The organism is Nocardia sp. NPDC051832, from assembly GCF_040681285.1.
Lineage (GTDB): Bacteria > Actinomycetota > Actinomycetes > Mycobacteriales > Mycobacteriaceae > Nocardia.
This window is the reverse complement of sequence record NZ_JBFAYL010000005.1, coordinates 261,160-273,557: the sequence shown is the minus strand read 5'-3', so window position 1 is coordinate 273,557 and position 12,398 is coordinate 261,160. Positions and strand designations below refer to the sequence as shown.

Sequence of the window (12,398 nt, the reverse complement as noted above, 5' to 3'; positions counted from 1 at the left end):
CCAACCATTTTCAGCGTGCCACACTGGAACGAGGCGATGCCGCACGGCGCGCGGCGAGCCGACTTGGCCGGAGAACTCGCTCGCGGCCATGGTGATTCGAGGTGGGCCGGCGCATGCTCAAATGGACGAGAGCGAACCTGGACGTTACCGGTGTCGGAAATATCGGGACATCGAATACGGAATACCAAGAACTGTTGACGGCGCTGGACCTCTACGTGGTCTCCAGCAAAGCCGATCCGGACGACCCGGGATTGGTCCCGATACTCCGCCAAGTCCGGGGCCGGGCCGACCAGCAACTCACCCGGCACCCGGCTGAAGAGCGGAACGCCGCCGTAACCCGGGTCCGCGACGACGCGCACGCCGAGACCGGCCGGGTACTGCTGGCGGCCGTGCACCGAGCGGACCGCGCCATGACCTCCGACCCCAGCTTCCAGCACGCCGACGCAGTACTCCTCACCGCGGACGCCTACCTGCGGGAATTCGCCACGACCACCGACGCGGCGGCCGTCGTGGCGATCCGCGACCAGATCATGCACCACAAGATGACCCACGCCATGCTCTTGAACGACGCGAGCACCGAGGAATGCAACCTGGTCGCCGACAAGTGGTACTACAACAAGCCGAGACCGGCCGTCCCCGCCGACATCAACTGCGGCCTGTGCACCACGGCCGCCGTAATCACCGCCGTCACCGGCGATTTCGTAACCACCGCCGACGTCGTCCGCAAAATCCACCCGGCCCCGCAACTGGCCGAACCGGCGAAGAAGGGCCTCGCGGGCCGCGACTACGCCACGGTCTACCAGCATCCGGAATCGTTCGTGAGCTTCGGCCGCAACCTCCAGGGCGGCGACAGCATGGCCGACCTCTCCAAGACCGCGGCCGTGAACGCCAAAGCGGCCGAAGGCATCAAGAGCGCGGCACAGCAGTTCGGCGTCACCGCCCAGGGCCCGCAATCACCCCAACTATCGTTCGCCGAGGCGGCACAGGCCATGCTGCAACCGACCTACGACGGTTGCGTCTTCGCCGTCCTCGTCGTCTCAGCGGGCCACTGGAACTTCGCCCGCCGCACACCCGACGGCCTCGTCTTCGTCGACTACCAGACCGACCGCCGCGACAAACAGGGCCCGCAAATCGGAACCACCCCGCAGATGGGCGTGAAAGCCACTGCCGCAGAACGAGACCTCGGCAGCAAACAGAACGTCACCTTCCTGGCGTTCAGCCGCTAGCCCGACAACCGGTGCCGGGTCGGCCACCACAAGTCCCAGCAGCCCTTCAGCAGGTGCTCACGGACAGTCCGGCCCAGCAACGGCCGGGTGCCGTACTTCGCGTAGTAGTCCCCGTCGTGGAGCAGATCCCGGACGCAACCGTCGGCCGAGTCGACGCCGTAGAAAGTGCTGGGCGACACCGCGAACGGGACTGCTGGGAGGTGTCCGACCCGTTCGCCCAACGGCGCTGCCTCCGCCACCCCGAGAGCCCGCCGGTGGTCTTCGTCGATCTGCCTGCGCGCCAACTCTTCTCGCCAGCGCACACCGTCTCGGAGGTCCCGCACCGACAGCACCTCGCCGAGACCCCAGTGCGGCGTCGACAGCCCGTCCGACACCCACAGCAGCTCCCGATGCTCGGGATCCAGCCCGCCCGGCAACTCACGATCGAGCGCGTCCAGTTCCGACGCTGTCGCACCGCCGCGCAGCGGTGCGGGCCCGCCGGGATTCCCGAGACGGATCAGCTCCGCGATCTTCGCGACGATCTCGGCCATCGACGGCGGATCCTCGCGAATATTGCGGCCCCGCCACGGCTCCGAGTACTCGCCCAGCGCAAGCTGATCGGCCTCCGCGGTCGCGCCGGCCAGCTCGGCACGGAAGTAGGTGTACAGATCCGGATGCGCCATCTCCGGGGGCAGCGGGACCGCCGCCCCCGCCGGCAGCTCCGGCGCCGCCCCGACGAACAGAAATACGTTGCCGCTGTAACCGTTGTCGTTCTCGACAACCAGCTGAAAACTCGCCGGATCGTTCGGAGCGCCGATCTCGTCGACCCAATCGTTCTCCTCGAACCAGATCCCCGCCTGCATCAGCCCCGCCTCCCAGCGCGGACCCGAGCAGATATCGGCAGTACCCAACAGGCTGTAGCTGATCCAGAAGTGATCCCACCCATCGGCCACCGACAGCAGCTCTCGATACTGCGGATCGAGCGGCCGCCCCAACCTCGATTCCGCCGCACACAACTGTTCCTCCGTCGCACCAGGATTCGGCATCGTGTCCGACTCGTAACTCCGGAACGACACCAGCCTGCGCTTCTGGGCCACGAGATCACCGATCAGCGCCTCCCAAACCGCCCGCCCCTGCACACCCACTTGCCGTCCTTTGCTCGCGGTTGGTTGTCAGAATCCGCGATTCAGCGTAGGCGAACCAGGTTGCCGGGAAGGCCCCGTGATAGCTATGGGAGCGTTCTGGTCGGATCAGTCCGTTCCCCGTCTCGGCTGTCGCCCGACCCCGGCAGGTTCCCCCCGGCGGGAATCTGTCCCGAGTATCGGCGAACGTCGCTGGTTCCCTCGATGTCGTACTCCCGCGCGAGCCCTGCCGTATGCAGCTCACCCAACTGCTTGTCGGTGACGGTGCGGCCGGCGATCTGAGTGGTCTTACCCGAGTCCCAGTTGTATCGGTCGTAAATGTGGATCCGATACTCGGCGATCACGCTCGGCGCGGCTCCGCCCGCGCCCTCCCGCGTGGTTACCGAGCCACTGGTCGCCAGGCGAATCGACCCCATCGCGAGAAACCAGTCAGGGTATGCGTCTTGCGCGATGCTGATGCCTTCTCCCCACTTCGACTGGAACGTGGTCGGATTGTCATAGTCCTCGGCCGCGACCGCTGCCAGCGCGATCCTTCTGATCTCACCAGCGGCCCTCCGATTCGCTTCGGCGTTGACCTCCGGTACGTCGTGCAAGACCGAATCCGCATTGACAGTCAGCGTGTCCCCGGAGTTGCGGAGATAGTGCCGCAGGTGTGCGGCTGCGTGCGTCCACCCCCGGACATCGGCGGCCGCGGCCGCTATCGCCGCCACTTCGCCGAATCCCCAATCCTCGAATGTGGCGTACCAGGGCTGCGAGTTCCATTCGCCCGCTCCTTTATCGGGCTTCGGCGGCGCCGGCGCTCCAGGTATCGGAGTCGGTTCGGCCGGCGCCTGCGGGGACACGCCCGCTGCTGGTGACGGCTTGGGATCGACCGTCGGCTTCGGGGACGGATCGGGAGCGGGGTTAGGAGTCGGGTTCGGAGTGGGTTCCGCCATGAATTTTTCTACTCGCTTGTAGTCGATAACCTGCGATGAACTGCCTTGCGATCTCAGACGGCGAGCGGGTCACCGGAAACCGCATTGTGTTGCCACCACACGTGGCCACCGAATCCGTATTGCAAGAGATGTGGCCCGGCATCGACTTTCGCCGGCAGGTCGAAATCCGCCATCGCGAACTTCGGCGGTGTCCGCTCGGGTGAATAGTCCATGGCAGTCGAGATCCGATCGAGCATGGCCGTCATGTCTTCCTGCCTGGTCTTGACCGAGGACTTCAAAGTATTGACCGCCCCGACAATCTCGGACCGCATCGACTCCGGCATAGGCTTGGCGACCATCAGCGCCCACACCGCCAACGGCAGCGTGAATCCGAGAAAGCTCATCGGCCGAGTCAGCTCGGAGCTCAGTTCTATCGCCTGGTTGTACACCAGGCGCTCCAGGCACGCGCCGGAGTTCTGCACGATCTTCGACACCGCGTCCAGGTCCCAGCTGCGCCCGGCCATCGACTCCCCGAGCGGACCCGCGTGATCGCCGAAAGCTTGCGAACCCAGCCGGACCCAACTCGTTCGCAACCAGTCCGTGCCGCCGGCGATATTCTCCGATGCCGTGTAGTCGTTGATGCCCAGAAGGCCGATCCGCTCCCCCGCCGACTGGAGCGCCTCCCAGTCGCCCACCAGCGGAGCAAGATAATCCGCCGCGGGCTTCAGCCCGATCGTCTGGCTCAACGGCTGATCGTACGGGGAGATCAAGCCGATTCCCTCGGTGACCACATGCCGAACGCTGGCCGGCGCCTCCTCGACTTGCGGCAAGTACGGCAGATTCAGGCCGCTGAATCGTCTGACTTCCGCGGCATCAGCCGGTTGCCCGGGTATGCCGAGGTCCACGGCGGCCGTGATCCCATTGGTCGAGGTGTATTCGGCGCCTTTGTACTCGCGTTTCGCGGTGCCGAGGTGTGTGCGCAGCCTGCCGACGGTAGTCATATCGTCTCGATGCGCGGCGGACACCGCCGCGTGAAACTTCTCGAACGCCGGAGCCAAGGTCAACATGAGCTCCGCCGACTCACCAGGCAGCGCCACACCCGGCAGCAGCCGCTCGACGTTGGACGAAAATCCCTCGGCGACATCCCGCAGATCCAACCTGAACCCAGCGAGGCTGGCGTGTGCAACCTCGAGCTCATCCACGACGCCCCCCTGACAACCCCGCGGACAGTCGCGCTGGCGAATACCCCTGCTGCACAAACGATTCAGCGATCCCCGCCCTGTGTTGCGACATATTCCACAGCATAATCAGGATGCTACAGTTTCGCACCTCGATCGATCCGGGCGCACCGTTCGGTGGGTTCCCGATCGGCAACCAGCCGCTGCGCTTGCCGCGTGTTCATCGCCGCAGCCATCGTCGCCATCCCCTAGCACGAAGCTTGTCGACCGCCTCGGGTAGGCCTGCGGCAGCGGCCTTGCGCAGCCAGGATTCCGCCTCCCGCTGCGCGCCACGACCAGCCAGCACCACACTGAGGTTGAACATCGCTGCGGGGTGACCGGCTTCGGCGGCCTTGCCCAGCCAGACCTCCGCCTTGTAGGGCTTGCCCCGCTGGGCCAGGACGGCCCCGAGTCCAGCCGCCGCATCGGAACTTCGGTGTTTGGCTTTCTCGTACCAGGTTTGAGCTTCGTCGAGTCGACCACGCTCGGCGAGTAGTGCGCCGAGGTCGGTCATCGCCTCCGTATGGTGCCGGTCGGCAGCCTTGCGTAGCCAGGACTTGGCCTCCGAATCACCGCTCCCGTCGAGCAGCCTACTGAGCCGGTACATCCCCTGCGAGGAACCGGCTTTGGCCGCCTCGCGATACCAGGCGTCCAAATCCTCGATGTCACCGCGGGCTTCGAGCGCGGTCGCGAAATCGAACAACGCCGCACCGAATCCGGCCAAGGTACCCGCGCGCCCGGTTCCGATCGCCTTGTCGTACCAGGACTTCGCCTCGGAGAGGTCACCCCGCCCGACAAGTTCCAACCCGGTCTGGTGGTAGCGCCAGGCAAGCTCGCGCATCCCACCGCGCGTATCGTGCGGGTCTGTCGTGCGGTACCAGCGCTCCGCCTCGGCAAACTCGCCACGCTCGACAAGCGCGGCACCGATCCGGTATCTCACGGCTGCGAGCCGGAACGATGCATCGCCATATCCAACAGCGGCCGCTCGCTGATACCAGCCCGCCGCCTCGGTTAGCTCACCGCGCTCCGCGAGTGCGGAACCCATGTCGTACATCGCCTCGGGATGACCCGCATCGGCGGCTCTGCGGTGCCAGGAGGAAGCCTCCGCGGACGCATCGCGTCGTGCCAATATCCTGCTCAATTCGACCATCGCCTCGAGCTGCCCCGCCTCGGCAGCCCTACGCAACCAGCATTCCGCCTGCCGGTACTGAGCATTCTCGGTGACCTGGGCAGCGGTATCCGGCCAACCCGGATCGAGAAGATCCTCGATGCTCGCCGCATTCAGGGCGGCTCTGAGTTGGATACCCAACCCGTACATCGCATCGGGATCGCCGGACTCCGCAGCCAGGCGATAGGGCCATCCTGGATCCTCTCGGTCCTTCTGTTCAGCTGTGGCCCGATACTTCTCCTGCTGCTCGTAGGTGAGTTGCGGTCCGCCGCCCAGAAACTCGCCCAATCCCCGGGTCCGCAAGGCCGGATCGCCGGGATAGGTGTGCAAGGCGACGGCATGCTCGTCGGGATCCTCCCCTGTCGATGCCAGTTCGATGGTCAGCGCGTGTTCGAGCAGCAGACGCGTCTCGCGCGGCAGCGTCGGGTCACCTCGCAATTGCTGGCTGGTCTCGGTGCGCAGGGTCGCCACGACCTTGGTTCGCCCGGACCGCGCGGTCAGACGGGTCAGCATTCCTGGGGTGAGCGGCTCAGCTGCGTTCAAGTACTCGTGCAGGTCGTCGAGCCACACCACGATCGAGTCCTCGGTTTCGGCCAGGCGCGCGTGAGTCACCAGTTCACCCAGGCAATTCCGGGCCGGGACCAGTACTCGGGCGGACGGGTCGTCCATGCGGACCGCCTCGAATACGGTGCGTGTCTTACCGACTTTCGGCGGTCCGACCACCAAGACCAGCCGTGGGGCTGCCAGCGCCGCCGTCAACCGGGCGTCGACCTGATCGCGCGTTCGCGCTACATACGGGTCGGTCCGCCCGTGATCGTGGGCATTGCCGCACGTGGACGCGGCGGCTCCCAGCAGGTACGGGTTGACCTCATCGATCCGGGGGAGATCGTCGCCCCCGAACACCGCAACGAGCTCGTGTAACGGCCGCGCGGTCGCATCCGCGACCGGATGACCGATGATGAAATCGCCGCCGATGCTATTGCCTGTGACAGTGGCGCTGACGATCCCCGGTTGGCTGGACCGCGCGGTGGTACCGGGGATCAGGGCCGCGCGCTGGAGGGGTCCGGCGGCGCCTGGAATCCGGCCTCCACACCATGGATGCGTACCGCACCGGCGATCGTGCCACCTGCTACGCGCACGCCGTCGCCGGCGGACTTCACGTCAACCACTTCAAGTGCCGCGGCCACCAGATTGGTCACCTCCACACCGACCACCGCCCCGGGGGCGTGTTGCCGAACCGCTTCCAGCACTGCGACCGCCGCGTGTGCCAACTCCGCGTCACCGGCCGCACCCGCGTCCTCCAGGTCCTCGGCCAGCGACTCGCGTTTGGCCTGCGAGTCCGGCTTCCGTTCCACTACCGCCACATCGACACCCTGATACCTGCCCGAAATCAAGCGCTTCAACCCGCTGTAGGCATCTTTCACCGCCTGGGATGCGGTATCGCCCAGCCCTGCTGCCGCCCCCGCGGCGATAGCCGAAACCACAACTGCTGTAACAGGATCCATCCACCAATCCTTGCCGCCGACCGATAGCCAGTCAACCTGCAGGTCACCCCGAACTCTGTTGAGCGGCAGTCCTGTACGGCCCCGTCACACTGGGATCCGGACAATGTCGCCGCTCATGGTGGTGGCGAACAGATCACCTGTGGCCGTGCCGAATTCGACTGCGAAGCGGACGCTGGTGACGGGCCCGCCGGAGAACACGGTGGTGGCGTCGCGAGTGATCGGGTCGATGCGAAACACGTTGCCGCTCATCGGCGAAGTGACAGCGCCGATGTAGAGGGCACCGTCGGGAGCGACGGTCAGATCGTCGAGAGCACGGAATGGTGGGGCATAGCCGAGGCGGGCGTACAGCTCGAAATCCTGTGGGCGGTCGATTGGCACCCGATAGATGGGGTTGGCCATATCAAGGGTCACGCCGATGTAGATGGCGTCGCCGTGGACCTCGATTCCGTTGGGGCCGAACAACCCTTTCGACGCCTGCGTCCACGCCGTGTCGACGGTGCCGTCGGCCCGAATCCTGGTGATGCCGGATTGAGCCTGGTCGGTGACATAGAGGTTGCCCGCGTCGTCGACGCCCAGTCCGTTGGCCATCAGCAGCCCCAGACCGGTCGCGAATACTTCCGCGACCGGGTTCGCATCGCGAGGGTCGAAGCGGATGATTTCTGCCTCGTGGACCGGAGTCCACGGGACCGCGACGTATAACCGGCCGTCCGGGGCACGCACGATTCCGGAGGGTGAGGCGTACCCGATGCCAGGAACGGTGACACTGGCGGTTTCCCGGCCCGACACGTCGTACCGAACGATCCGAGCTTCGGAAATGCGCGAGACCCACATACCGCCGAGACCGTCGAACGCGAGGTTCTCCATCCACTCCACCATGGGAATGTTGTTGCCCTCGAACACAGTCGGCTCGGCGCGTGCGGTCGCCGGCACGACGACCAATGCGACCGCGGCGACCACCAGACGACCGACCCTCATGCCCACCCTCATACTGCTCCCCATCCGCCGGCAGGTTATCGACGACCACAACCTACGACGGGCTGGAACGGATCGAGTAGTCTCTTCGCGCCATCTTCTGGCGGGAACGGCCAGCGCTCACCTTGAACATGCTTGCTCGGTTCGTTTGTAGCACAACGGTATTCGGTGCGGGGCCTGGACAAGGGCTTCCGGCATGTCCCGTTGTCTCCGCGACGTGGAGGCAGCGATCGACGCCAACGACGATACGGGTGTTGAAGACGCGGCGGCGGTCGCCCGCACAGCCAGTCGGCTTCGGATCAACGACTGGATGGTGGACCTGAGGGTCCTCATCGGAGATTCGCCAGCTAGTGGATTCTCTGGGCGCACCGACAAGTAGGACGTGTACCGGCAGTTCGGCCTGAAACTTACCTACAACCGACCATATGCGTAAGTACGTGTCCGAAGGGGGTATCGACCATTACGCACATGCGTTTTACCAGCGGAAACTGCTGGCGATGGATTGCCGAACGGCGAACAGCATCCACGGCGGAGTCCCGCCTCGGTAGCCACTGACGGGGGCACCGAACCGAGGGGACTCGAGTCCTATGCTGGTACGCGCGGTTTGTCCTGGTTAATCGCTTCGATCGAACTCGAAATACATCACCTCGTATGCGGCATATCCCGACACCGATGCTGTGCAGGAGGGCTCGTGGAATCGAAACACTACGACGTGATCGTGATCGGATCAGGCTTCGGCGGCAGCGTCGCCGCGATGCGGGCCGTCGAGAAGGGCTACCGCGTCGGCGTGTTGGAGGCCGGACGGCGCTGGCCGGACGACCGGATTCCCAAGACCAGCTGGAATTTGCGGGGATTTCTCTGGCAGCCGGAGCTCGGGCTGTACGGCATTCAGAAGCTGTCGGTGCTCGATGACGTGTTCGTTCTCAGTGGCGCCGGTGTCGGCGGCGGATCGCACGTCTACGGCAACACCCTGTACGTGCCGCCGCAGCAGTTCTTCGACGCTCCCGAGTGGGCGGGAATCACCGATTGGGCCGATGAATTGGCTCCGGCGATCGATCAGGCCAAACGCATGCTCGGCGTGGTCCGGGTGCCGTTCCTGCCCACCGACGTCGACCGGTTGATGCGCGAGTCGGCCGAAGACCTGGGCGTAGGTCACACCTTCAACCGCGCCCCGGTCGGCGTGTACTTCGGCCGGCCCGGCGAAGAAGCCGACGACCCTTACTTCGGTGGTGTCGGGCCACGGCGAACCGGGTGCGTGAACTGCGGAAATTGCATGATCGGATGCGGTCGCGACGCCAAGAACAAGTTGACCGTCAACTATCTCTACCTGGCGGAGAAGTTCGGGGCGACAATTCACGAGTTGCACGAAGCGCGCGAGCTACGACCGCTCCAGGGTGGCGGATTCGAAGTCCACACCAGGCATCCGGGATGGATGCACCACGCCGTCCGACGCGAGTCCGCAGTCTTCACCGCCGACCAGGTGGTCGTGGCCGCACATGCGTATGGAACAGCGAAACTGCTACTGCACATGCAGGACCGGGGGCCGCTGCGCGATCTCTCTGCCCATGCCGGCCAGCGCGCCCGCACGAATTCCGAACAGTTGTTGTCGGTGACCCTGCCGTACCGGAAATGGAAGCGCGACCCCGAGCGGATCCACATCACACCCGGGTCGGTGTCGATCACCTCGGGAGTCTGGCCTGACCCGTACACCAGTATCGAGCCGGTGTACTACGGCGTCGGCAGTAACTTGATGGCGTTCCTGATGGCTTACCACCAGCGCGGCGAGCAGACCCATCCGCTGCGCGGCCTGCTGAAAACACTGGTCCGCTCACCCCGTCAGGTCCTGCAATTCGCCGACGCCCGGCATTGGTCCGAACGCATGGCGGTCATGCTGTGCATGCAGACCACCGACACCTCGATCGACCTCTACTGGCACAACGGCATGCTGCGCAGCCGACCCGGTACCGGTACACCCCCCTCGGTGCACATCCCGGCCGTCGAGAAGTACGTGGACAATCTCGCGGCCCGCATGGGAGCCGAGCAAGGGGCGCTGGCATTCGAAGCGATCAACAAGGTCGCCTCGGCGCACTTCATCGGCGGCATGCCGATCGCCGACTCGGCCGGCAACGGTGCCGTCGACCCGTATCAGCGCGTATTCGGTTACCCGGGACTGCACGTCATGGACGGCAGCGTGATGCCGGCGAACCCGGGAGTCAACCCCTCGCTGTTGATCACCGCACTAGCCGAACGAGCGATGTCGTTGTGGCCCAACAAGGGTGATGACGATCAGCGTCCACCGCTGGGCTCCGGTTACGAACGGACGGCGCCGATACCGCCGCATCGCCCGATCGTCCCCGCTGGAGCGCCGGGCGAGCTGCGTCTCGATGCCGCCAAGTGCGACGTCATTCCCGAGTACCCCTACTGATGCCGGCCCGGAGGAGGACCGAGATGTCCGAGGCGAGCGACGATTTCCGGAACCTGGGCCCCAGCGCCGCGGTCGACGATGGCAACGTCGTGCCCTTCTACCTCGACGACCGTAAACTTCGTGTATCGATCGCACGGGTGGGAGGAGCGCTCTACGCGTTCGACGACCTGTGCACATACGACCCGTGCCCACTGTCTTCCGGCTTGCTCGAGCAGGTAACCCTGACCTGCCAGTGTCACGGCTGCCAGTTCGACATCGGTTCCGGCGCGGTGCTGGCAGGGCCTGCGACGCAGGCGCTCCCGGTCCACGAGGTGGTCGAAGCCCAAGGGCGAATTCGGTTGCGGCTGATACAAAACCGGTGAATCAATGCCCCAGGCGCGGACCGGGTTTGCACAGGAACCGGATGGCTCTCCAATTTCTCGGCAATCGGGACGGTAGCGGCTTTCCGGCGGCTATCCGAATCGATGCACCGTCGAGTCCGGAATTTATTCAACCGACGTCGAATTGTTACCGATCGCATTCTATGGAACGCGAATACCCCGATGAAATCAGCCCCTGACCAGGTGAAATCCCCGCTCCGTACGCGGCGGTGAAATTCGATTGCCTTGGCGCATTGCGAATGAGAGTGACCCCGCACTCAATATTAGCCAATCTAATTAGTTTAGCTAATTTCTGTGGTACGTTGAACGAGTCCTGATGAGTTTCGCCGTGTCGATATCGCGGCGACGAATCCCCCGGCCTTTTGCGGCGCACCGCCGATGGTTCGCAGCTCTCGCCAGCTGTGCACGGCAATCATTTCGGCGCGCACTGGCCTGGGTGTTTCGCAACTCTCACCCTGGGTTCCCGCGCTGTGACAGCGGATCGATGTGTCCCCCGTCCGGTCTCGGGTCCCGGCTAACGAATGTTTGGAGAACTGATGAAAGCTTTGACCTCAACCTGTGCAATCGCGCTGGCCGCGGCCGTCCCGGTCATGATCGCGGCCACCGCCCCGTCGGCCTTCGCTGACGTCCCCGCCGCGAGTGCGGAGTCAGCCGTCACGGGACCTATCGATCAGCCAGATGACCAGCAGCCGACCGGATTCGACGCTCGGCGCGTCGGCGAGGCTGCCGAGACCGGCGCGGCGCAGGGGGCCAGCAATGGGTTGACCTACGGCATGCAGACCGGCGCGGCGATCGGCGGAGTCGCGGCGGCGGTGCCGGGTGCGGTCGCCGGTGCCGGGCTCGTCGCGCCGGTCGGCGCGGCCGCGGGCACAGTGGTCGGCGGCGCCGTGGGTGGTGCCGTGGGCTGCGTGATCGGCGGCGTGGTGATTCCAGTTGTGGGTTGTCTGGTCGGCACGCCGGTCGGCACCGTGGTCGGCGGTGTCGCGGGCGCTGCGGTAGGTGGTGTGGCCGGCGCAGCGGCGGGTACCGCCGGAGGCGCAGCCGTCACCGCGCCTGTCGGTGTCGTCGTGGGCGGTGGGCTTGGAGGTGCGCTGGGTGCGGCCGGTGGCGCGGCGAGTGGTGCTGCGGACGCGGCGGCACAGGAGTACACCGACGAGATGAACGAGCCCCCGGTCCAACAGGATCCGGCCGCCGATCCCGCGCCGGTGACACAGCCCGACCCGGCTCCGGTCGCAGCCCCTGCCCTGGCTCCGGCCCCCGCCCCGGACCTCGCACCGGCCCCTGCCCAGGCTCCGGCCCCGATTACTCTGCCTGACCCCTCGGCGGCCCTGCGCGCTGCGCTGCCGGACCTGCCTGCTGGTTTGCCGGACCTGCCTACGATGGCAGGTGCCGTCCAGGCCGATCTACAGCAGGCAATCGCGGCCGTCGGAGCCCCCGCACCGGCCAACTGATCAGTCAACAACTCGTCCA

At 65.7% G+C, this 12,398-nt stretch carries 11 protein-coding genes; 5 read left to right on the top strand and 6 right to left on the bottom strand.

The window, feature by feature from the left end; all coding sequences use genetic code 11:
* The first annotated feature begins 113 nt into the window (after nt 1-113).
* Complete coding sequence (locus AB0M14_RS30865; protein WP_365001182.1) at nt 114-1,226, top strand: hypothetical protein; 1,113 nt, start codon at nt 114-116, stop codon at nt 1,224-1,226.
* Here AB0M14_RS30865 and AB0M14_RS30860 read toward each other — a convergent pair.
* The 4 genes from AB0M14_RS30860 to AB0M14_RS30845 all read right to left on the bottom strand — a co-directional run bounded on the left by AB0M14_RS30860 (nt 1,223) and on the right by AB0M14_RS30845 (nt 6,219).
* Nucleotides 1,223-2,350, bottom strand: coding sequence for an SMI1/KNR4 family protein (locus AB0M14_RS30860; RefSeq protein WP_365001180.1), 1,128 nt, complete (start codon nt 2,348-2,350; stop codon nt 1,223-1,225). The two genes, AB0M14_RS30865 and AB0M14_RS30860, sit on opposite strands and share 4 nt — an antisense overlap.
* Nucleotides 2,351-2,433: 83 nt before the next feature.
* Nucleotides 2,434-3,057 (bottom strand): hypothetical protein, encoded by a 624-nt coding sequence (locus tag AB0M14_RS30855; protein ID WP_365001178.1) that lies wholly within the window; start codon nt 3,055-3,057, stop codon nt 2,434-2,436.
* A 278-nt stretch (nt 3,058-3,335) separates the two neighbouring features.
* Complete coding sequence (locus tag AB0M14_RS30850) at nt 3,336-4,463, bottom strand: hypothetical protein (RefSeq protein ID WP_365001175.1); 1,128 nt, start codon at nt 4,461-4,463, stop codon at nt 3,336-3,338.
* Nucleotides 4,464-4,659: 196 nt separating this feature from the next.
* Nucleotides 4,660-6,219: a tetratricopeptide repeat protein gene (locus tag AB0M14_RS30845; protein WP_365001172.1), complete on the bottom strand. Its 1,560-nt coding sequence runs from the start codon at nt 6,217-6,219 to the stop codon at nt 4,660-4,662.
* Between AB0M14_RS30845 and AB0M14_RS30840 the strand changes: the two genes are divergently transcribed.
* A complete protein-coding gene (locus tag AB0M14_RS30840) occupies nt 6,196-6,567 on the top strand; it encodes a hypothetical protein (protein ID WP_365001169.1) in 372 nt (123 codons plus the stop codon). The two genes, AB0M14_RS30845 and AB0M14_RS30840, sit on opposite strands and share 24 nt — an antisense overlap.
* A gap of 119 nt (nt 6,568-6,686) precedes the next feature.
* On the opposite strand, the gene AB0M14_RS30835 is transcribed toward AB0M14_RS30840, so the two are convergent.
* A complete protein-coding gene (locus AB0M14_RS30835; RefSeq protein ID WP_365001166.1) occupies nt 6,687-7,151 on the bottom strand; it encodes a hypothetical protein in 465 nt (154 codons plus the stop codon).
* Nucleotides 7,152-7,235: 84 nt separating this feature from the next.
* Nucleotides 7,236-8,126, bottom strand: coding sequence for a hypothetical protein (locus AB0M14_RS30830; protein ID WP_365001163.1), 891 nt, complete (start codon nt 8,124-8,126; stop codon nt 7,236-7,238).
* A 688-nt stretch (nt 8,127-8,814) separates the two neighbouring features.
* On the opposite strand from AB0M14_RS30830, the gene AB0M14_RS30825 reads away from it, so the two are divergent.
* The 3 genes from AB0M14_RS30825 (at nt 8,815) to AB0M14_RS30815 (ending at nt 12,379) form a co-directional block, all read left to right on the top strand.
* Complete coding sequence (locus AB0M14_RS30825) at nt 8,815-10,548, top strand: GMC family oxidoreductase (protein ID WP_365001160.1); 1,734 nt, start codon at nt 8,815-8,817, stop codon at nt 10,546-10,548.
* Nucleotides 10,549-10,571: 23 nt separating this feature from the next.
* The gene (locus AB0M14_RS30820; RefSeq protein WP_365001157.1) at nt 10,572-10,910 is read left to right on the top strand and encodes a Rieske 2Fe-2S domain-containing protein; all 339 of its coding nucleotides are present in this window, start codon (nt 10,572-10,574) and stop codon (nt 10,908-10,910) included.
* Nucleotides 10,911-11,464: 554 nt separating this feature from the next.
* On the top strand, nt 11,465-12,379 hold the full coding sequence (locus AB0M14_RS30815) for a hypothetical protein (RefSeq protein ID WP_365001154.1): 915 nt from the start codon (nt 11,465-11,467) through the stop codon (nt 12,377-12,379).
* The last annotated feature ends 19 nt before the right edge of the window (nt 12,380-12,398 follow it).